Source organism: Nocardioides lentus (assembly GCF_039529515.1).
Taxonomy (GTDB): domain Bacteria; phylum Actinomycetota; class Actinomycetes; order Propionibacteriales; family Nocardioidaceae; genus Nocardioides; species Nocardioides lentus.
In genome coordinates, this window is sequence record NZ_BAAAMY010000005.1 from 219,446 (window position 1) to 239,586 (window position 20,141).

General features: G+C 75.4%; 20 protein-coding genes. 11 read left to right on the forward strand and 9 right to left on the reverse strand.

Going from position 1 to position 20,141, the window contains the following annotated elements; translation table 11 throughout:
• Positions 1–624 precede the first annotated feature (624 nt).
• Entirely contained in the window at positions 625–1,134 is a 510-nt protein-coding gene (locus ABD158_RS11945) for a hypothetical protein (RefSeq protein WP_344007431.1), read from the forward strand.
• A gap of 27 nt (positions 1,135–1,161) precedes the next feature.
• Here ABD158_RS11945 and ABD158_RS11950 read toward each other — a convergent pair whose 3' ends face one another.
• A complete protein-coding gene (locus tag ABD158_RS11950; protein WP_344007433.1) occupies positions 1,162–2,346 on the reverse strand; it encodes a saccharopine dehydrogenase family protein in 1,185 nt (394 codons plus the stop codon).
• Positions 2,347–2,393: 47 nt separating this feature from the next.
• Here ABD158_RS11950 and ABD158_RS11955 point away from each other — a divergent pair, with 47 nt between their 5' ends.
• Together ABD158_RS11955 and ABD158_RS11960 are read left to right on the forward strand one after the other, a co-directional pair.
• Complete coding sequence (locus tag ABD158_RS11955) at positions 2,394–2,663, forward strand: DUF2277 domain-containing protein (protein ID WP_344007435.1); 270 nt, start codon at positions 2,394–2,396, stop codon at positions 2,661–2,663.
• Positions 2,660–3,538 (forward strand): Sir2 family NAD-dependent protein deacetylase, encoded by an 879-nt coding sequence (locus tag ABD158_RS11960; RefSeq protein WP_344007437.1) that lies wholly within the window; start codon positions 2,660–2,662, stop codon positions 3,536–3,538. Before ABD158_RS11955 ends, ABD158_RS11960 begins: the two co-directional genes overlap by 4 nt.
• Positions 3,539–3,576: 38 nt before the next feature.
• Here the strand turns inward: ABD158_RS11960 and ABD158_RS11965 are convergent, their stop codons facing one another.
• Complete coding sequence (locus tag ABD158_RS11965) at positions 3,577–4,263, reverse strand: iron-dependent transcriptional repressor DtxR (RefSeq protein ID WP_344007439.1); 687 nt, start codon at positions 4,261–4,263, stop codon at positions 3,577–3,579.
• 103 nt (positions 4,264–4,366) lie between these two features.
• Between ABD158_RS11965 and ABD158_RS11970 the strand changes: the two genes are divergently transcribed.
• The 6 genes from ABD158_RS11970 to ABD158_RS11995 all read left to right on the forward strand — a co-directional run bounded on the left by ABD158_RS11970 (position 4,367) and on the right by ABD158_RS11995 (position 10,830).
• Complete coding sequence (locus tag ABD158_RS11970) at positions 4,367–5,731, forward strand: cryptochrome/photolyase family protein (RefSeq protein ID WP_344007441.1); 1,365 nt, start codon at positions 4,367–4,369, stop codon at positions 5,729–5,731.
• 44 nt (positions 5,732–5,775) lie between these two features.
• Positions 5,776–6,504, forward strand: a complete 729-nt coding sequence (locus tag ABD158_RS11975; RefSeq protein WP_344007444.1) for a hypothetical protein — start codon at positions 5,776–5,778, stop codon at positions 6,502–6,504.
• A gap of 27 nt (positions 6,505–6,531) precedes the next feature.
• Positions 6,532–8,127: a glycoside hydrolase family 13 protein gene (locus tag ABD158_RS11980; RefSeq protein WP_344007446.1), complete on the forward strand. Its 1,596-nt coding sequence runs from the start codon at positions 6,532–6,534 to the stop codon at positions 8,125–8,127.
• Between the two features lie 39 nt (positions 8,128–8,166).
• Positions 8,167–9,477, forward strand: coding sequence for a phenylacetate--CoA ligase PaaK (gene paaK, locus ABD158_RS11985; RefSeq protein WP_344007448.1), 1,311 nt, complete (start codon positions 8,167–8,169; stop codon positions 9,475–9,477).
• Positions 9,478–9,604: 127 nt separating this feature from the next.
• On the forward strand, positions 9,605–10,159 hold the full coding sequence (locus ABD158_RS11990; RefSeq protein ID WP_344007450.1) for a sigma-70 family RNA polymerase sigma factor: 555 nt from the start codon (positions 9,605–9,607) through the stop codon (positions 10,157–10,159).
• Entirely contained in the window at positions 10,156–10,830 is a 675-nt protein-coding gene (locus ABD158_RS11995) for a hypothetical protein (RefSeq protein WP_344007452.1), read from the forward strand. The genes ABD158_RS11990 and ABD158_RS11995 overlap by 4 nt, the downstream gene beginning before the upstream one ends.
• 65 nt (positions 10,831–10,895) lie before the next feature.
• On the opposite strand, the gene ABD158_RS12000 is transcribed toward ABD158_RS11995, so the two are convergent.
• From ABD158_RS12000 to pdxH, 3 genes are all read right to left on the reverse strand, one after another.
• A complete protein-coding gene (locus tag ABD158_RS12000; protein WP_344007454.1) occupies positions 10,896–12,941 on the reverse strand; it encodes an ArnT family glycosyltransferase in 2,046 nt (681 codons plus the stop codon).
• Entirely contained in the window at positions 12,938–14,062 is a 1,125-nt protein-coding gene (locus ABD158_RS12005; RefSeq protein ID WP_344007456.1) for a glycosyltransferase, read from the reverse strand. Before ABD158_RS12005 ends, ABD158_RS12000 begins: the two co-directional genes overlap by 4 nt.
• A gap of 388 nt (positions 14,063–14,450) precedes the next feature.
• Entirely contained in the window at positions 14,451–15,110 is a 660-nt protein-coding gene (gene pdxH, locus ABD158_RS12010) for a pyridoxamine 5'-phosphate oxidase (RefSeq protein WP_344007458.1), read from the reverse strand.
• Between the two features lie 122 nt (positions 15,111–15,232).
• Between pdxH and ABD158_RS12015 the strand changes: the two genes are divergently transcribed.
• Complete coding sequence (locus ABD158_RS12015; protein WP_344007460.1) at positions 15,233–16,345, forward strand: citrate synthase 2; 1,113 nt, start codon at positions 15,233–15,235, stop codon at positions 16,343–16,345.
• A gap of 45 nt (positions 16,346–16,390) precedes the next feature.
• On the opposite strand, the gene ABD158_RS12020 is transcribed toward ABD158_RS12015, so the two are convergent.
• The 3 genes from ABD158_RS12020 to ABD158_RS12030 all read right to left on the reverse strand — a co-directional run bounded on the left by ABD158_RS12020 (position 16,391) and on the right by ABD158_RS12030 (position 17,771).
• On the reverse strand, positions 16,391–16,975 hold the full coding sequence (locus ABD158_RS12020; protein WP_344007462.1) for a VldE C-terminal domain-containing protein: 585 nt from the start codon (positions 16,973–16,975) through the stop codon (positions 16,391–16,393).
• Positions 16,976–16,998: 23 nt separating this feature from the next.
• Positions 16,999–17,136, reverse strand: a complete 138-nt coding sequence (locus tag ABD158_RS12025) for a hypothetical protein (RefSeq protein ID WP_344007464.1) — start codon at positions 17,134–17,136, stop codon at positions 16,999–17,001.
• A gap of 113 nt (positions 17,137–17,249) precedes the next feature.
• Complete coding sequence (locus ABD158_RS12030) at positions 17,250–17,771, reverse strand: GNAT family N-acetyltransferase (RefSeq protein WP_344007466.1); 522 nt, start codon at positions 17,769–17,771, stop codon at positions 17,250–17,252.
• 41 nt (positions 17,772–17,812) lie between these two features.
• On the opposite strand from ABD158_RS12030, the gene serC reads away from it, so the two are divergent.
• Complete coding sequence (serC, locus tag ABD158_RS12035) at positions 17,813–18,931, forward strand: phosphoserine transaminase (RefSeq protein ID WP_344007988.1); 1,119 nt, start codon at positions 17,813–17,815, stop codon at positions 18,929–18,931.
• Between the two features lie 79 nt (positions 18,932–19,010).
• Here serC and ABD158_RS12040 read toward each other — a convergent pair whose 3' ends face one another.
• Positions 19,011–20,081 (reverse strand): alkene reductase, encoded by a 1,071-nt coding sequence (locus tag ABD158_RS12040; RefSeq protein WP_344007470.1) that lies wholly within the window; start codon positions 20,079–20,081, stop codon positions 19,011–19,013.
• Positions 20,082–20,141: the final 60 nt, after the last annotated feature.

A 20,141-nucleotide genomic window follows, 5' to 3' on the forward strand; every position in this document is an offset into this window, starting at 1 on the left:
GGCGCCGGGACCCGCGCCGGTGGTTCGGCCGCCGCCGGACGCACGCTCGGCAGCGAAGCCACGAGGACCACGGCAGCTGACAGGATGGCGGCGGTCACCCCGCGCGCCACTTCTCTCCTCGCCACGGTCATACGCCCACCCCCACGCTTGTGCCGACCGGTCCGAGACGGAGAGGGGAACGTAGCAGCCGGCGAGGTCCGGATCCGGGCGTTCCGGAAAGGCAGCCTCAGTTCTCGCCCCTGGCCCGCGCCCCGGTGCCCTCGCCGCCGGTCGTGGGGGTGCCGTGGAGCAGCAGGCGCAGGACGGACTCGCCGACCACCCACGCGGTCTGGTGTTTCCGGGGCCGTCGCAGAGCGCGCCACGTCGAAGCAATGGATCCAACTCGGTCGCAGGGTGAGGATCGAGGCCGGCGGGGAGCCGGCTGTCGACGTGCCTCGGGTGCGGCAGCGTGGCAGGCCGCTGGCGCATCCCCGCGACGCACGCAACACGTGCCCCGCGAGATAGCCGTCGAACGTCTGGGGGGCCCAGTTTCGACTCCTGCCGGGGGCACCCACCTCGTCCGTACTCTCGCGTCGAGATCGTCAACGCGGCGGTCGTAGGCCTCCCGACGGAAGACGGTCCACCGTGCCCCAGATGCCCCTGCGCGCCCCGCGCCCCCTCGCCTCCGCCGGCGCTCTCGCGCTGCTCGCCCTCGTGGCCACCGGCTGCTCCGGCGACGAGTCCGCGACCGACAACCCGCCCGTCGGCGTGGTGCGCTCGGACCAGGTGAACGTCCTCAACGCGACCCTGGTGACCGACGGCGACGACCGGGGCACGCTGGTGGCCTCGATCGTCAACGAGGCGCCCGAGGCGGACACCCTGACCGACGTCGCCATCACCACCGAGGACGGCGCCCTCGACGTCGTCCTGCCGGACGGCCCGGTCGACCTCCCGACCGACGAGGTGGTGCGGCTCGCCCCCGACCTCCGGGTGATCGCGGCCGGGGACGGCCTCGAGGCGGGGTTCTTCATCGAGATCGCCTACGAGTTCGACAACGCCCCGACGCTGCGCGACGTCGTGCCGGTGCGCTTCACCGAGGCGGAGTTCAGCGAGATCGAGGTCCCCACCGAGGAGCAGTTCGACGACGCCGGCTGACGGCCTCGCGGGGTCCTCGGAGGGCCGTCAGGGCAGGGTCTCGAACCGGATGCCGGCGTTCTGCAGGCGCAGCAGCAGGTTCTCGCCCATCGCCTGGGCCGTGGTGACCTGGCCGGCGGTCGTGGGGTTGTCGTCGATCAGCAGGCACAGGGCGGACTCGCCGAGCATCTTCGCGGTCTCGGTGTAGCCGGGGTCGCCGCCGGACACGCGGGTGTGCACGGTGCGCGACCCGGCGGTGGCGACGACGTCGACGGTGAAGCGCGATCGCTCGCGCCGCTGCTCGTCGGGGCCCTCGCCCTGCGGAACGCGGCTCAGGAGGGCCTTGCGCAGCGGTGCGACCTGGGCGGCGAGCCCGATCGCGCCCGCGCCGAGGAGCCCACCGGCGGCGTAGCGGAGCGTCCTGGTGCCGGCGAAGTGGGAGTAGCGGAAGTCCGGCCCGTAGGACGCGAGCGCGGCGCCGCTGCGCGCGACGACGGCCGGGTCGATGGTCGGCAGCGGCACGAGCCAGTAGCCGAGGCGGGAGTCGCGGTGGGGCTTGGCGGCCACGGCCCGCGACCGACGCCCCTCGGGGCGCGGCTCGGCCCGGCGCCGCTCGGCGTACGCCTTGCGCATCTCACCGGCACGCCCGAAGGCGTTGAGCGCGGAGTGGAAGGTGCCGCCCGAGAAGGTGCCGGTCGCGCGCACCACCCCGTAGGCCGTGATCGGCTCGTCGTCGGGCAGCTGACGCACCGCGTGGAGCACGCCGAGGTCGTGCGGGATCGAGTCGAAGCCGCAGCAGTGCACCAGTCGCGCGCCGGAGGCCTGGGCGGTGCCGTGGTGGGCCAGCCACATCCGGTCGACGAACTCAGGCTCGCCGGTGAGGTCGAGGTAGTCGGTGCCGGCGGCGGCGCACGCGGCGACCAGGGGCTCGCCGTGCTGCTGGTAGGGCCCCACGGTGGTCGCCACCGCCCGGGTGCGCTCCGCCATCGACCGCAGCCCGACCGGGTCGGTGGCGTCGACGACGACCAGCTCGAGGTCGGCCGCGCCCGGGTGGTCGGCGGCGAGCCGGTCGCGGACCCGCGCGAGCTTGTCGGCGCTCCGCCCGGCCAGCGCCCACCGCAGCCCGGCCGGCGCGTGCGCGGCCAGGTACTCCGCGGTCAGCCCCCCGGTGAAGCCGGTCGCGCCCAGCAGCACGAGGTCGAGGTCCCTGCCGTCAGCCTTGTCGTCAGCCATCCTCCGAGCCTCCCACGAGGCCCTCGGCCCGACGTACGCTCGGGGGCATGTGCCGCAACATCCGCCCGCTCCACAACTTCGCACCGCCGGCGACGAGCGACGAGGTCGCGGCGGCGGCGCTGCAGTACGTGCGCAAGGTCGGCGGCGCCACGAAGCCGTCGGCGGCCAACGCGGCGGCCTACGACGAGGCCGTCGCCGAGGTCGCCGCCACCACGCAGCGCCTGCTGGACCGGCTGGTGACCACCGCGTCCCCCAAGGACCGCGAGGTCGAGGCCGCGAAGGCGCGCGCACGGGCCGCCGTGCGCTACGGCGCGTGAGCCTCCCCGCGGCGGAGCGGGCCGCGCCGGCGACGACCACGTCCCCGTCGGAAGCCGGGCTCCTCGACCGGGCGCTGGCGCTGCTGCGCGGGCGCCCGCTGGTCGTGCTCACCGGGGCGGGGCTCTCGACGGACTCCGGCATCCCCGACTACCGCGGCCCGACGTCGGTGCCGCGCCAGCCGATGACTTACCAGCAGTTCGTCTCCGGGCCCGAGGAGCAGCGTCGCTACTGGGCGCGCAGCCACGTCGGCTGGGGCCGCTTCCGGGCGGCGGAGCCCAACGCCGGGCACCGGGCGCTGGCCGCGCTGGACCCCACGCTCCTGATCACCCAGAACGTCGACGGCCTGCACGAGCGGGCCGGCACGTCCTCGCTCGTCGCGCTGCACGGCCGCATCGCCGAGGTCGTGTGCCTCGACTGCCGCACGGTCTCGCCCCGCGCCGCGCTGCACGAGCGCATGTCGCGCGCCAACCCCGGCTGGGTGGAGGAGCACGCCGACGTCGAGGTGCGCCCCGACGGCGACGTCGCCCTGGAGGAGACCGCCGGGTTCGTCGTGCCCGCCTGCGAGGTGTGCGGGGGCGTGCTCAAGCCCCACGTCGTCTTCTTCGGCGAGAACGTGCCGAAGGAGCGGGTGCAGCGCTGCTACGACGCGGTCGAGGCGCTCGCCGACGGCGGCGCGCACGCCGGCGGGGCGCTGCTCGTGGCCGGCTCGTCGCTGACGGTGATGAGCGGCCTGCGGTTCGTGAAGCGCGCGGCGCAGCGCGGCGTCCCGGTGGTGATCGTCAACCGCGGCGCGACCCGCGGCGACCCGCTGGCCGACGTCAAGCTCGAGGTCGGGTGCAGCGACTTCTGCGCCGACCTGCTCGACCGACGCTGAGCCGGACCCCTCAGAGCCGGACGCTCAGAGCCTGACCCTCAGAGCCGGGTGACGAAGATGTGGTCCGCGGCCTCGGGCACGATCTCGGCGGTCTCCCCGCCGGAGCCGACGAGGACGCCCTGGTCGGTCGCGGCCACGAGCACCGTCTTGTCGGGCAGCGCACCGACGCGACGCAGGGCGCCCATCAGCTGCTCGTCCTTCTGCATCTCCTCGGAGATCCGGCGCACGTGGACGCGGGACTCCTCGGCGCCGGCAGCCTGCGAGAGCGACTCGACGCCCTCCATGAAGGCCTCGACCACGCGGGTCTGGCCGAGCTCCTCGAGACCCGGGATCGGGTTGCCGTAGGGCGACTCGGTCGGGTGGTCCAGCAGCTCCAGCAGGCGGCGCTCGACGGTCTCGGACATCACGTGCTCCCAGCGGCACGCCTCCTCGTGCACCAGCTCCCACTCGAGCCCGATGACGTCGGTGAGCAGCCGCTCGGCGAGACGGTGCTTGCGCATCACGCGCACGGCGAGCCGGTGGCCGGTCTCGGTCAGCTCGAGGTGGCGGTCGCCCTCGACGGTGAGCAGGCCGTCGCGCTCCATGCGCGCGACCGTCTGCGACACCGTCGGACCGCTCTGGTGCAGGCGCTCGGCGATCCGGGCGCGCAGCGGGACGATGTCCTCCTCGACCAGCTCGTAGATGGTCCGGAGGTACATCTCGGTCGTGTCGATCAGGTCGCTCACGGCCCCATTGTGACCCATCCCGGGAACCGTTCTCGACGCCGCGGCTCCCGTGGCCGCCGGGGCCCCCGTGGTGCCGACCGCCCGGTCGGGGTACGAAGGGGACGTGAGCACCTCCTCCGACGCCGATCCCGCCGTGATGTGGTTCCGCCGCGACCTGCGGCTCGCCGACAACCCCGCGCTCGTCAGCGCGAGCGAGGCCGGGCCGGTGCTGCCGCTGTTCGTGCTCGACCCCGCACTGTGGGGCCCCTCGGGCGTCTCCCGCCGCTGGTACCTCACCGAGTCGCTGCGCTCCCTCGACGCCTCCCTGCGCCGTCGCCGGACGTCGCTGTCGGTGGTGCGCGGCAAGCCCGAGCGGCAGGTCGTGCTCGCCGCGCAGGCGGTCGACGCGACCCGCGTCTTCGTCGCCGAGGACTTCGGCCCCTACGGCCGTGAGCGCGACGAGCGCGTCGAGGAGGCGCTGGACGCCGCGGGCATCGAGCTCGTCCGCGTGGGCTCGCCGTACGCCGTGGCGCCGGGGACGGTCGTCAACGGCTCCGGGAAGAACTACCAGGTCTTCACGCCGTTCTCGCGCGCGTGGGCCGACATCGGCTGGGAGGAGCCGTGCGCCGCGCCCACCGGCGGCTCGTGGCTCGAGCTCGACTCCACCGTCGAGATCCCGACCGTCGACCTCCCCGACGGTCTCGAGCCGCCCGCCGCCGGCGAGGCCGCCGCGGCGCAGCGCTGGGCTGACTTCGTCGACGCCGACGTCACCGACTACGACGACGAGCGGGACCGCCCCGACCACGACCGGACCTCGCGGATGTCGACCCACCTCAAGTACGGCGAGATCCACCCGCGCACGATCCTCGCCGACCTGGCCGGCTCCGGCGGGAAGGGCCGCACGACGTACCGGACCGAGATCGCGTGGCGCGAGTTCTACGCCGACGTCCTCTTCCGCCGTCCCGACTCCGCCCGCGACTACTACAAGCCGGAGTTCGCCCGGATGTCGTACGCCTCCCCCGGCGACGACTTCGACGCGTGGCGCGAGGGCCGCACGGGCTTCCCGATCGTCGACGCCGGGATGCGCCAGCTCGCCGCGTCGGGGTGGATGCACAACCGGCTGCGCATGATCACGGCGAGCTTCCTGGTCAAGGACCTGCACGTCGAGTGGCAGCACGGCGCCCGCCACTTCCTGGGTCTGCTCGCCGACGGCGACCTGGCCTCCAACAACCACGGCTGGCAGTGGGTGGCCGGCTCCGGCACGGACGCCTCGCCGTACTTCCGGATCTTCAACCCGACGACCCAGGGCAAGAAGTTCGACCCCCGCGGCGACTACATCCGCCGCTGGGTGCCCGAGCTCGCCGACGTCGCCGACCCCCACGACCCGTCGCCGGACGACCGCGACCGCGTCGACTACCCCCACCCGCTGGTCGACCACAAGGCCGAGCGCCAGGAGGCGCTGGACCGCTACGCGGAGATCAAGCAGTAGCGCGCCACCGGCGCCCACCGGCGGCGGCGGGCAGACTGGCCCCCGTGAGGACGCTGACCGTGCCCGCCCGCTTCTGCGGCCCGCCCGCCTCCGGCAACGGGGGCTGGACCGCCGGGGCCCTCGCCGCGCTCCTGCCCGGCACCGGCCCCGTCACCGTCTCGCTGCGCCACCCGCCGCCGCTCGACGTGCCGATGGAGGTGCGCCGCGACGGGGGCGCCGACGGCGGGCCCGTCTCGCTCCACCACGGCGAGGCGCTCGTGGCGACCGCGACGCCCGACCCCGGAGCCGTCCTGGGCCCGGTGCCGCCCGTGGGCCCCGAGGAGGCCCGGGCCGCCGCGGCGTCGTACGCCGGCCTGGCGCACCACCCGTTCGGGTCGTGCTACTCCTGTGGCACCGCCCGCGAGCCCGGTGACGGCCTGCGGATCTTCCCGGGCCCGGCCGGACCCGGCCTCACCGCCGCGCCCTGGACGCCCCGGGACGACGCCGACGCGGGCACCACCTGGGCCGCGATCGACTGCGCCGGCGCCTGGGCGGCCGACGTCGACGAGCGCGCGATCGTGCTGGGCCGCATGACCGCCCACGTGCTCGCCGCCCCCGAGCCCGGCGTCGAGCACGTCGTCGTCGGACAGGTCCGCGGCGAGGACGGCCGCAAGGTGCGCACCGCCGCGAGCCTGTACGACGCCGCCGGCGGCCTCGTCGCGACCGCCGAGCACCTGTGGATCACCGTCGACGCCGCGGCCTTCGCCGCCGGACCCGCCACCGACCCGCGGTAGGTGGAGTCGGCTCCGTACGCTGGCGCCGTGAGTTCCTTGGATCGATCCAAGCCGTGGTGGCGCGACGCGGTCGTGCACCAGGTCTACGTGCGCAGCTTCGCCGACGGCGACGGTGACGGCGTCGGGGACCTGCCCGGCATCACCGCCCGCCTCCCCCACCTCGTCGACCTCGGCGTGGACGCGGTCTGGCTGACGCCGTTCTACCGCTCGCCCCAGCACGACCACGGCTACGACGTGGCCGACTACCGCGACGTCGACCCGCTGTTCGGCGACCTCGCGGCCGCCGAGGCGCTGCTGGCCCGCGCCCACGAGCTGGGCCTGCGGGTGATCGTCGACCTGGTCCCCAACCACACCTCGAGCGAGCACGCGTGGTTCCGCGCCGCCGTCGCCGCCGGGCCGGGCTCGCCCGAGCGCGCCCGCTACCACTTCCGGCCGTGGAGCGAGGAGCCGCCCAACAACTGGCGCTCCGTCTTCGGCGGGTCCGCGTGGACCCGCGTCGACGACGGCTCCGACGCCCCCGAGTGGTACCTCCACCTCTTCGACTCCACCCAGCCCGACCTCGACTGGGCCCACCCGGAGGTCGGCGACGAGTTCGTCGACATCCTCCGGTTCTGGCTCGACCGCGGCGTCGACGGCTTCCGCGTCGACGTCGCCCACGGCCTGGTCAAGGCGGCGGGCCTGCCGGACCACGACGACCCGGACCTCCCCGCGCCCGGCCGTGACGACTCGATGGTCGCCCGCGACCGCGCCGACGAGCCGATGTGGGACCAGCCCGGTGTCCACGAGGTCTACCGCCGCTGGCACGAGGTGCTCGCGTCGTACGGCGACGACCCGGCCGAGCAGCGCATGATGGTCGCCGAGGCGTGGACGCCCGACGCGGAGTCGATGTCGCGCTACGTGCGGCCCGACGAGTTCCAGCAGGCGTTCAACTTCGCCTGGCTGCTCGCGCCGTGGTCCGCGCGGGCGTTCGCCGACGTCGTCACCGACACCCTCTCCGCCGTCGGCCGGGTCGGCGCCTCCGCGACCTGGGTGCTGTCCAACCACGACGTCGTGCGCCACCGGACCCGGTACGCCGCGGGCGCGACGCCCGAGCGCGGCCTCGCCCGGGCGCGGGCGGCCACGCTGACGATGCTCGCCCTGCCCGGCTCGGCGTACCTCTACCAGGGTGAGGAGCTCGGGCTGCCCGAGGCCGACGTCGCCCCCGAGGCCCGCACCGACCCGTCGTGGTTCCGCACCGGCGAGGTGGGCCGCGACGGCTGCCGGGTCCCGCTGCCGTGGTCGGGCGACGCCCCGCCGTACGGCTTCGGACCGGGCGACGCGCAGCCCTGGCTGCCGCAGCCCGAGGCCTGGGCCGCCCTGTCGGTCGAGCGCCAGCAGGCCGACGAGGACTCGACCCTCGCCTTCTACCGCCGGGCGCTGGCCGCCCGGCGCGCGCACGCCGCCGACCTGCCGGCGGAGGTCGCGGTGGCCGTCGACGACGACGTGCTCCTCCTGCGGCGCGGCGACCTGGTGTGCCAGGTGAACTGCGGCGAGACGCCCGTCGACCCGCCGGCCGGCGAGGTGCTCGTGTGCTCCGGCGCGACCCCGGGCGCACCGGACAGCGCCACCTGGGTGCGCGCCTGAGGCTTCCCGACCGATCGGTCGGGAAGCCATAGTGGGGGCATGGAGGACCTGAGCCCCCGCCCGGGCGACCTGGAGCCGATCGAGACCGCCTCGCTCGACGAGCTGCGCGGGCTGCAGACCGCGCGCCTGCGCGCGACCGTCGCCCACGCCCACGCGCACGTGCCGCACTACCGGCGTGCGCTCGACGCGGCCGGGGTGCACCCCGACGACGTCCGCGAGCTCGCCGACCTCGCACGGTTGCCGTTCACCACCAAGGCCGACCTCCGCGAGACCTACCCGTTCGGGATGTTCGCGGTGCCCCGCGCCGAGGTCGCGCGGATCCACGCGTCCTCGGGCACCACCGGCAGGCCCACGGTCGTCGGCTACACCGCGGGCGACCTCGACGTGTGGGCCGACGTCGTGGCCCGCAGCCTGCGGGCCGCCGGCGCGCGGCGGGGCCACCTGCTGCACAACGCCTACGGCTACGGCCTCTTCACCGGCGGCCTCGGGGTCCACGCCGGCGCGGAGCGGCTCGGGATGACCGTCGTGCCGGTCTCCGGCGGCATGACCGAGCGCCAGGTGCAGCTGATCGTCGACTTCGCACCCGACGTCATCACCGTCACCCCGTCGTACCTGCTGGCGCTGGTCGAGGAGATGGAGCGCCAGGGCGTCGACCCACGGGCGACGTCGCTGAAGGTCGGCGTCTTCGGCGCCGAGCCGTGGACCGACGACATGCGCCGCGAGATCGAGGAGCGCCTCGACATGCACGCGGTGGACATCTACGGGCTCTCCGAGGTGATCGGCCCCGGCGTCGCCTCCGAGTGCGTCGAGACCAAGGACGGCCCGACGATCTGGGAGGACCACTTCTACCCCGAGGTCGTCGACCCGGTGACGGGCGCGGTGCTCCCCGACGGCGAGGAGGGCGAGCTCGTCCTCACCTCGCTCACGAAGCAGGCGATGCCGGTCCTGCGGTACCGGACCCGCGACCTCACCCGCCTGCTGCCGGGCACCGCCCGCACGATGCGACGGATGGCCAAGATCACCGGCCGCAGCGACGACATGATCATCCTGCGCGGCGTGAACCTGTTCCCCACCCAGATCGAGGAGCTGATCCTCGGGCAGGTCCCCGCCCTGTCGCCGCACTTCCAGTGCCGCCTCGAGCGCACCGGCACCCTCGACTCCCTCACCGTCGTCGTCGAGCACCGCGCCGACGCCTCCCCCGGCGCCGTCGCCGCGGCCGCCGACGAGCTGCGGCGGCTGGTCAAGGCGTCCATCGGCGTCAGCGTCACCGTCGACGCCGTCGCCCCCGGCGCCGTCGAGCGGTCGATGGGGAAGATGCGCCGCATCGTCGACGCCCGCCCGCCCCGCTGAGAGCCCGTCGTACGCCGTGACGGAGCGGGGCCGACGACGGCACGGGGGATGCAACCGGTGACGCTCCCCCGGCGTCATCCCCGTGACGACCGCCCCGCACGGGGCGAGCACCGGCCCGAGGAGCGACGTGCGTGACGCAGCGGAGTTCGATGCCTTCTACCTCGCCACGAGCAGACGGGTCGTGGGCCACGTGTACGTCATGACCGGTGACCTCGCCGCAGCCGAGGACGCCGTCGCGGAGGCCTACCTCAAGGCCTGGTCCCGATGGCGCGCCGTGCGCCGGGCCGACAGCCCCGAGGCCTGGGTACGTCGGGTGGCCTCGCGCCAGGCCATCAGCACGTGGCGCAAGGTCGGCAACGGCCGCCGAGCCGCCGAGCGGGTCGCGGCCGACGCCGCCCGTCTGCCCCCGGCGACGGTCGGACCCGACCACGTCGCCCTGGTCGCCGCGCTGCAGCGGATCAGCGCTCACCAGCGGCGCGCGATCGTGCTTCACCACCTCGTCGGCCTCGGGGTCGCGGAGATCGCGACCGAGACCGGCGCCCCCACCGGCACGGTCAAGGCGCGGCTCTCGCGCGGCCGGGCCGCGCTGGCGGCGATCCTCGCCGACGAGCCCGGCGCCACCACCCGTCCCTCGAGCGTCGGCCCCGGCCGGGCGACGCGGAGCCAGGAGAACCTCGCATGAACAGCCCCACCGACCGCCTGCCCGACCTCGAGGGCCTCTCTCGCCACGGCGCGTCCTCGGCCCGGCTGACCACGCCGGCGGAGATCCGCGGCGCCGCCGCCCGGCGTACCCGCCGTCGCGCCGCGACCGGCGCCGCGGCCGTCGCCGTCGCCGTCGTCGCCGTCGCCCCGTCCCTGCTCTCGCTGACCGGCGCCGGGCCGACCGACCGGGTCGCACCCACGGGTCCGCCCGCAGCGACCGGCCCGTCGGGAGCACACGGACCGAGCGACGGCGAGGCCGCGGACCGGGCGGTCGACATCCGGACCTACGCCGGACGGTGGGTCGCGCCCGACGTCGAGGGTGGCGTCCGGACGTTCCGCAGCCGCGCGGCCTCCCCGCTGGAGACCGGCTGGCGGCTCGTGCCGGGCCCCGGGGACCGGGTGCGCATCGTCGCCGTCTCGACGGTCGACGGACGCGACCTGTGCCTGACCGACTCCGGTGGGGTCGACCACGTCACCGTGTCGCTGTGCGAGGAGCGGGCCCAGCTCTTCGACGTCACCGAGGTCGGCCAACCGGGCGTCGTCACCATCTCCTCCGGCCGCGGTCTGATCGGCGCCGACCCCGGCCGCGGTCCCCTGCTCGAGCCCGCCGTGTCCCCCGAGAGCCCCGCCACCGTCTTCACCTTGGAGTGAGCGCCGACGTCCCGCGTGCTCCGGAGCCCGTGCCCGACACGGTCCGGCGCCGGCCCGGGGTCGGCCTACGTCGTGACGCCCTCGGGGGCGAGGCGGTAGAGGGTGACGCCGTCGACCTCGGTGGCGGGGAAGGTCTGCTCGACCCAGGCCGCGATCTCGGCCGCGGCGTCGCTGCCGCCGTTGCTGGCCCCGGAGAGGCCACCGCCGACGAACCAGCCGACCTGGCCGGCCGCGACGTACGCCTGGAACTCCGCCAGCGTCGGCGACGGGTCGCTGCCGTTGAAGCCGCCGATCGCCATCACCGGCTCCTCGGTCGCCAGCTGGTAGCCGGCCGCCGACTGCGACCCGACGGTCGCCGCGAGCCAGGTCGTGCCGCGGGCCTCGAGCAGCGTGCCCAGCACCTCGTTGCTGGGCTCGGCGGCGTCGAGCAGGCTGCCCGCCCCGCCCGGGCCGCCCTGCGGCGCGCCCCCCGGGGAGCCGCCGGGCAGGCCGCCGCCGGGCAGGGCCCCACCGGGGACGCCGCCGGGCGCCGCACCAGGGGCACCACCCGGGGCACCACCCGGAGCCCCGCCGGGGCCACCCCCCGGGCCGTCGTCGTCGACGACCTCCGGGCCGGCGGTGACGATCGACCCGGTGTGGGGGGTGGCCGCCGTCTGCAGCGCGTACGCCGCGGGGCCGCCGACGCCGGCGACCAGGGTGCCCGCGACGAGCGACGCCAGGACCAGCCGGACCCGCACCCGCGGCAGCACCCCGGCGAGCACCAGGCCCGCGGCGGTGGCGAGGCCGACGGCGAGGACCACCCAGCGCAGCCAGGGCAGGAAGTCCGGCGACCGGCCGAGCAGCACCCAGGCCCACACCGACGTGGTCGCCAGCACCACGGCCATCGCGACCGCCGCGGGCCATGCCGTCCGCCGGCGCCACAGCGCGACGGCCCCGGTGCCGACCAGCGCGCCGATCGCGGGGGCCAGGGCCACGGTGTAGTACTCGTGGACGATCCCGCCCATGAAGGAGAGGACGAGCGCGGTCACGACCAGCCAGCCGCCCCACAGCACCGCCGCGGCACGGAGCCGGTCGGTGCGCGGGCGCCGTCCGGCGAGGACCAGGAGCGCCACCGCCAGCACCAGCGCCGCCGGCAGGAGCCACGCGGCCTGACCGCCCCAGGTGCCGTCGAGCAGCCGGGTCAGCCCGGTCTCGCCCCACATCCCGCCGCCCCCGGGGCCGGTGGTGCCGGCGCCGCCGGTGACGCTGCCGACCTGCTCGCCGGTGATCCGGCCCAGACCGTTGTAGCCCCAGACCAGCTCCCAGACGCTGTCGGTCTGCGAGCCGCCCACGTAGGGACGCGAGTCGGCCGGCCACAGCTCGACCAGCACCACCCACCAGCCCGCGGAGACCACCGCGGCGAGTCCGCCGAGCGCCAGCCGTCCCAGGCGCGCCCACGCCGAGCCCGGCGCGGCCAGCAGGAACGCCGCCGCGAGGCCGGGCACCACCAGGCCCACCTGGAGCATCTTGGTGAGGAACCCGAGGCCGAGCAGCACCCCGGAGAGGACCACCCACCCCGTGGACGCCCGTGGCGCGGCGGCGTCGACGGCCCGCACCACGGCGTACGCCGCGGCGGTCATGAGCAGCACCAGCAGCGCGTCGGGGTTGTCGAAGCGGAACATCAGCACCGCGACCGGGGTCAGCGCCAGGACCAGGCCGGCGAGGAGCCCGGCCGCGGGCCCGGCCCAGCGGCGTACGGCGGCCGCGAGCAGCGCCACGGACGCCACGCCCATCAGCGCCTGGGGCACCAGGACGCTCCACGGGCCGAGGCCGAACAGGCGCACCGACAGCCCCATGGCCCACAGCGAGGCCGGGGGCTTGTCGACGGTGATCGCGTTGGCCGCGTCGGAGGAGCCGAAGAGGAACGCCTTCCAGCTCGCCGAGCCGGCCTGCGCGGCGGCGGCGTAGAAGGAGTTGGCCCAGCCGGAGGCCGACAGCCCCCACAGGTAGAGGACCGCCGTGCCGAGCAGCAGCCCGCCGAGGGCGAGCCGGTACGGGTCGGGCCGGCGGCGCGCCGCGCGGGCGGTCGCCCGGCGGTCGGGGTCGACGGAACGGTCCATCACGGCGCTCACGCGGCCACCTCCGACGCGGCGGTGCGGTGGGTGGGCTGCGCCCGGTGGGGTGCGGTGGGGAAGATCCAGCGGCTGAACAGCCCGAAGCGCAGCAGCGTCGCGGCGACGCTGGCCACGAGCAGCACCCCGGTCTCCACGAGCCGCGACGGGTCGGCGAGGAGGTGCAGGAGCCCGAGGGTGCCGCTGGTGAGCGCGAGGCCGGCGACGAACGCGACCAGGCCCTGCGCCTGGTGCCGCCAGCGGCCGGCGGCGCCGCGCACCCCGAAGGTGAGGCGCCGGTTGGCGGCGGTGTTGGCGACGGCCGTCACCGCCAGCGCCACGAGGTTGGCGCCCTGCGAGCCCAGCGGGCCGGCGAGCAGCCAGAACAGGACGACGTAGGCGAGCGTGCTCACGACGCCGACGGCCGCGAAGGACCCGAGCCGGCGGCTCATCCTCACCACCCCGCGCAGGTCGGCCATCGCGGTCGGCAGCAGCTCGACGCGCGAGTCCGGGTCGTCGACCCAGTCGACGGGCACCTCGTGGATCCGCATGCCGGCGGCCTCCGCGAGCACCAGCAGCTCGGTGTCGAAGAACCACGCGTCGTCGCGGACCTGCGGGAGCAGCACGGCGGCCGCGTCGCGACGCAGGGCCTTGAAGCCGCACTGCGCGTCGCTGACCCGCGTGCGCAGGGCGACGTGCAGCAGCAGGTTGTAGCAGCGGGAGACCACCTCGCGGCGCGGTCCGCGGACCACGCGCGACCCCCTCGCCAGACGGGTCCCGATCGCGACGTCGCTGTGGCCGCTGAGCAGCGGGGCCACGAGCGGCAGCAGGGCGGCGAGGTCGGTCGAGAGGTCGACGTCGCAGTAGGCGAGGACGTCGGCCTCCGACGTCGACCAGACCGCCTTGAGCGCCCTCCCCCGTCCCTTCTGCTCCAGCCGTACGGCGTGGACCTGCGGGTGCCGCTCGGCGAGGCGCCGGGCGACCTCGTGGGTGCGGTCGGTGCTGGCGTTGTCGGCGATGGTGACCCGGACGTCGTAGGGGAACGCTCGCAGGTGGGCGCACAGGCGCTCCACGCTGTCGGCGAGGACGCGCTCCTCGTCGTGGACCGGGACGACCAGCTCGATCAGGGGTGTCGTCGTCATGCCCCGACCGTGTCGCGGCCCGCTGTCGTGACGCTGTCGCACGACTGGGGCGTGGGCCAGAGAGGCTGTGCGGGCCTGTGGGACCCCACGGACGGGAACGGCCCGCAGGCGTGGTCCCCGCTCACGAGGAGCGGGACCCCGGTCGGACGGGCCGGGGCGCCTGCGGGCCGGGTGACTGCCCGGTAGTGCCAGCAGCTCGAACACTGCCGACAGCGGGTCGCGTGACGATCGGATCGCCTCGCGTCACCCGCACCTTGCGGTGGAGCTGCTAGCGGGCAGCCACCTCACGCGTCCTGTCAGAACTCATCTGTCGGACCACCTCCTCTCCCGTGTGCCTCCACGCTACGACGCCGCGGGGGGCTCCACAAGGGAGTTGTGGCGGGCGCGGTCAGGGGGCCAGGCGCACGGTCCGCCAGGTGGTCGCGTCGACGTGGTCGCGCTCGTACAGGAACCGGTCGTGCAACCGGTTGGGGCGGCCCTGCCAGTACTCCACGCGCCACGCCCGGACGACGTAGCCGCCCCAGTGCGGCGGCACCGGGACGTCCTCCACACCGGCGAAGCGGGCCTCGGCGGCGGCCCAGGCGGCCTCCAGCGCGGCCCGGTCCGCGACCGGTCGCGACTGGTCCGAGGCCCAGGCGCCGAGTCGCGAGCCGCGGGGGCGGGAGTCGAAGTAGGCCTGCACCTCCTCGCGCGGCAACGGCTCCGCGACGCCCTCGACGCGGACCTGCCGCTCGAGGGGGTGCCAGGGGAACAGCAGCGAGCAGGCGGGGTTGCCCGCCAGGTGCTCGCCCTTGGCCGAGGCGGTGTTGGTGAAGAAGCGGAACCCGCGCTCGTCGTAGCCCTTGAGCAGCACGGTGCGGGCGGCGGGGCGACCGGCGTCGGAGGCGGTCGCGAGCACCATCGCGTTGGGCTCGTGCAGCCCGGCGGCGCGGGCCTGGTCGAACCAGCGACCGAACATCGTCACCGGGTCGTCGGCCAGGTCGGAGGAGTCCAGGCCGCCCGCGGAGTACTCCTCGCGCATCGCGGCCACGTCGTCGTGCGCGCTCACGGCCACGAACCTACGCCCGCCCACCGGGGTCGACGGTGCGGGGAGGGTGCGCCCGGGCCCGGCGTGGGGCAGCATGCCCCCCGGCAGCCCGGCACGTCGCCGGCCCGGAGGGGAGCACCCGCATGTCGCAGGACCCGCAGGTCCACCACGGCCTGGAGGGCGTCGTCGCCTTCGAGACCGAGATCGCCGAGCCCGACCGCGAGGGGTCGGCGCTGCGCTACCGCGGCGTCGACATCGAGGAGCTCGTCGGTCGCGTGCCGTTCGAGAAGGTGTGGGGCCTGCTGATCGACGGCGCCTACGAGCCCGGCCTCCCGCCGGCGGAGGCCTACAACATCCCCGTCCACACCGGCGACGTCCGCGTCGACGTGCAGGCCGCGATCGCGATGCTCGCGCCGGCGTTCGGCTTCCGCCAGACCTACGACATCACCGACGCCCAGGCCCGCGAGGACCTCTCACGGGTCGCCGTCATGGTCCTGTCGTACGCCGCGCAGTCGGCGCGCGGCCTGCACGACCCGGTCGTCCCGCAGGCCGAGGTCGACGCCGGGTCGACGCTGGCCGAGAAGTTCCTGATCCGCTGGAAGGGCGAGGCCGACCCGCAGCACGTGCAGGCGATCGACGCCTACTGGTCCTCCGCGGCCGAGCACGGCATGAACGCCTCCACGTTCACCGCCCGCGTGATCACCTCGACGGGCGCCGACGTCGGCGCCGCGTTCTCGGGCGCGATCGGTGCGATGAGCGGCCCGCTGCACGGTGGCGCCCCGTCGCGGGTGCTGGGCATGATCGCCGACGTCGAGGAGTCCGGCGACGCCGAGGGCTACGTGAAGGGTCTGCTGGACCGCGGCGAGCGGCTGATGGGCTTCGGCCACCGCGTCTACCGCGCCGAGGACCCCCGCGCCCGCGTGCTGCGGCGCACCGCCCGCGAGCTCGACGCCCCCCGCTACGAGGTGGCCGAGGCGCTCGAGAAGGCCGCCCTCGCCGAGCTGCGGGAGCGGCGCCCGGACCGGGTCCTGGAGACCAACGTCGAGTTCTGGGCGGCGATCGTGCTGGACTTCGCGGAGGTCCCGGCGCCGATGTTCACCTCGATGTTCACCTGCGCCCGCACCGCCGGCTGGTCCGCGCACATCCTGGAGCAGAAGCGCACCGGCCGCCTGATCCGTCCGTCCGCGATCTACACCGGCCGGCCCGAGCGCGCGGCCGGCGACGTCGACGGCTGGGACGGCTCCTGGTCGGCCTGAGACCCCGGGGCGCCCTCGCCGGGCCCGGGGCCCGGCGGGGGCGCGTCAGACGCGGCCCGCGTACCAGCTGGTGTCGCCGCGCCCGCCGGCCCGCGAGAGCGAGACGTGCACGTGGTCGCGGTGGCGCGCGGTCTTGGAGCAGTCGGCCGGACGGTCGCACGGGCGGTAGTCGTCGACGGCGAACCGGTCGTAGGAGCGCCAGATGCGGTCGTCCCAGATGATGTACATGATCCCCATGCGCCGGGCCTTGGCGTGGGCGCGGCCCTGACCGTCGTCGGCGAGGACGTCGTCGAGGAACCGCCGGACGGCCCGACGGTCCGCCTTCCTCGTGGCGTCCATCGTCCAGTCGAGGGCGCGGCCCTCCTTGTGCTCGGACTGGCCCCCCGACGAGCAGGCGCGCGAGATCGGGCCCTTCGAGCCGCCGTACGTCGCGACGAGCCAGCGTTGCAGCGCCTTCGCCCCCGGCTTCGCCCGCGGCGCGCACCGGGTCTGGCCGTCGTAGTCGGCGTACGCCTCGAGGGGGCGGGCAGCGGCCTCTGCGACCGCCGGGGCCGCGGCACCCGCCGGGGCCGGGTGGGTCGCCACGGCGGGGCCGACCAGCACGGCCAGCGCCGTGAGCAGCGCCGGCACCGTCCGCGCGGCCGGGTGGCGGGTCAGGCTGCGCCCATCAGGACGGCGAGCCCCACCAGGACCGCGGCGGCGACGAGTCCGGACACCTGGGCCAGGACGCGCATCAGGTCGCTCCCGGGCTGGGTCACCGATCCGAAGGCGGGAGGAGGCGTCGCGCTCATGACGACGACGGTAGGCACGGGCGCGGGGCGCTGTCCGGGAAACGCCGGATTCGCGCAAGAACTTTGCCGTGGAGCCGCAAGAACGGCGTCGACGGCGCCCGTCGGGCGGGCCCTCAGGTGGCCGGGAGGAGCCGGCGCGCGTAGCAGCGGCAGTCGGGCTCGTCGGCGTAGTAGCCGTAGGGCACCACGGGCTCGTAGCCGCAGGCCAGGTACAGGGTGATCGCCTCCGGCTGCGCGGTGCCGGTCTCGAGGACGAGCACGTCGCGGTCGTGCGCGGCGGCGTCCGCCTCCACGTGGGCCAGCACGGCGCGCGCGTGGCCGCGGCCCCGCGCGCCGGGCACGACGTACATCCGCTTGAGCTCGGCGGCGCGCCGCGAGTCGAGGCGGCTCACGTCGTCGCGGGTACGCCACCCGCCCATCGCGACGGCCTCCCCCGGCCCGTCGGCGGAGCCGTCGGTGACCTCGTAGCCGACGAAGAAGCCGCCGAGCCCCTCGGTGAACATGGCCTCGTCGAGCGGGACGGCGTCGGGGCTGCCGTAGCGGCGGCGGTACTCCTCCTGGACCTCCGCCACGAGGCGCGCGACGTCGGGGTGGTCGTAGGTCGTACGGCGGATCACGAGCGGACTGCGAGGCACGCCGTGATCCTCCTCCCTGGGAGGATGGGGCCGTGACCCAGGTGCCCGACGTCCGGATCCCCGCCGACCTGCTGCCCGCCGACGGGCGGTTCGGGTCGGGTCCGTCGAAGGTCCCGGCGTCCGCGCTGCAGGCCCTGGCCGCGACCGGCGGGTCGCTGATGGGCACCTCCCACCGCCAGGCACCGGTCCGCGGGCTCGTGCACCGGGTCGTCGAGGGGCTCGAGGCGCTGTTCGACGTGCCGGAGGACCACCGGGTGGTGCTCGGCAACGGCGGCTCGACGGCGTTCTGGGAGGTGGCGGCGTTCGGGCTGGTGCGCGAGCGCAGCCAGCACCTGGTGCACGGCGAGTTCTCGGCCAAGTTCGCCGGCGCCGTCTCCCGGGCCCCGTGGCTGGCGGCGCCGTCGGTGCGCGAGGCGGAGCCCGGGTCGGCCTCCACGCCGGTCGCCGAGGACGGCGTCGACGCCTACTGCTGGCCGCACAACGAGACCTCGACCGGCGTCGCGGTGCCGGTCCGTCGACCGGCCGGGGCGGCCGAGGACGCCCTCGTCCTCGTGGACGCCACGTCGGGCGCGGGCGGGCTGCCCGTCGACGTGCGCGAGGCGGACGCCTACTACTTCGCGCCCCAGAAGTCCTTCGCCTCCGACGGCGGGCTGTGGATCGCCGTCCTCTCCCCCGCGGCGCTCGCCCGCGCGGAGGAGGTCACGGCGTCGGGCCGCTACGTCCCGGCGTTCCTCGACCTGTCGGCGGCGATCGCCAACTCCGCCAAGGACCAGACCCTCAACACCCCCGCCGTCGCCACGCTGTTCCTGCTCGCCCAGCAGCTCGACTGGATGAACGGCGCCGGCGGGCTGCCCGCCATGTGCGAGCGGACCGCCACGTCGAGCGGCATCGTCTACGACTGGGCCGAGGCCTCGCCGTACGCGACGCCCTTCGTGGCCGATCCAGACCTGCGCTCGCAGGTCGTCGTCACCGTCGACCTCGACGACGAGGTCCCGGTCGCGGCCGTCACCGGGGTGCTGCGCGCCCACGGCGTCGTCGACGTCGACGGCTACCGCGGCCTGGGCCGCAACCAGCTCCGCGTCGCCTGCTTCCCGGCCGTCGACCCCGACGACGTCCGCGCCCTGACGGCCTGCGTCGACCACGTGGTCGCGGCCCTGTAGCCGACCCGGCCCCGACGCGGACGACCCGGCCCCGCGCCTGGGGCGCGGGACCGGGTCGACGTGCGGTGGAGCGGGAGCGTCAGCCGTCGAGGAACGGGTAGTCCGTGTAGCCCTCGGCGCCGCCGCCGTAGAAGGTGGCGGGGTTCGGCTCGTTGAGCTCGGCGTCGAGCTCCCAGCGGCGGACCAGGTCCGGGTTGGCCAGGAACGGACGGCCCACGACGACGCCGTCCGCAGCGTCCTCGTCGAGCAGGGCCTGCGCGGTGGCCTTGGTGGTCACGACCCCGAAGCCGTCGTTGGCCAGGAACGGACCGCCGAAGTCCTTGCGGAGCCGCTGCACCAGGTCGAGGCGCGGCTGGGCGAGCACCGAGAGGTACGCCAGCCCGAGGTCGGCGATCCCGGCGACGACCGCGGTGTAGGTGGCCTCCACGTCGCCCGGGTCGGTCTCGTCGCAGCCCTGGATGTTGTGGGCCGGGGAGAGGCGGAGCCCGACGCGGTCGGCGCCGATCTCGTCGGCGACGGCGCGGACGACCTCGACGACGAGGCGCGCGCGGTTCAGCGGCGAGCCGCCGTACTCGTCGGTGCGCTGGTTGGAGGCCGGGGAGAGGAACTGGTGCAGCAGGTAGCCGTTGGCGCCGTGGACCTCGACGCCGTCGAGCCCGGCGTCCACCGCGTTGCGCGCGGCGGTCACGAACTCCGCGACCACGTCGGGCATCTCCTCGGTGCGCAGCTCGCGGGGCTCCGGGTGGGGCTTGGAGCCGTCGGCGGTGACCATCTCGCCCGGCGCGGGGATCGGGCTCGGGGCGATGATCTCCTGGCCGCCGGTGTTGTCCGGGTGGGCGATGCGACCGGCGTGCATCAGCTGGGCGACGATCCGCCCGCCCTTCCCGTGCACGGCGTCGGCCACGCGGCGCCAGCCGGCGAGCTGCTCGTCGCTGTGGAAGCCGGGGGTGTCGAGGTAGCCCTGGCCGCGGGCGCTGGGCTGGCTCCCCTCGGTGATGATGAGACCGGCCGAGGCGCGCTGGGCGTAGTACTCCACCGCGAGGTCACCGGGGACGGTGCCGCGGGAGCGGTTGCGCGTCAGCGGGGCCATCACGAGCCGGTTGGGCAGCTCCATGGCGCCGACGGTGAGCGGGTCGAACAGGGAAGCCATCGGGTCGTGCTCCTCGGGGGATCGGGGTCGTTGTCACTTCAACAGCAACCCGGGGACCGG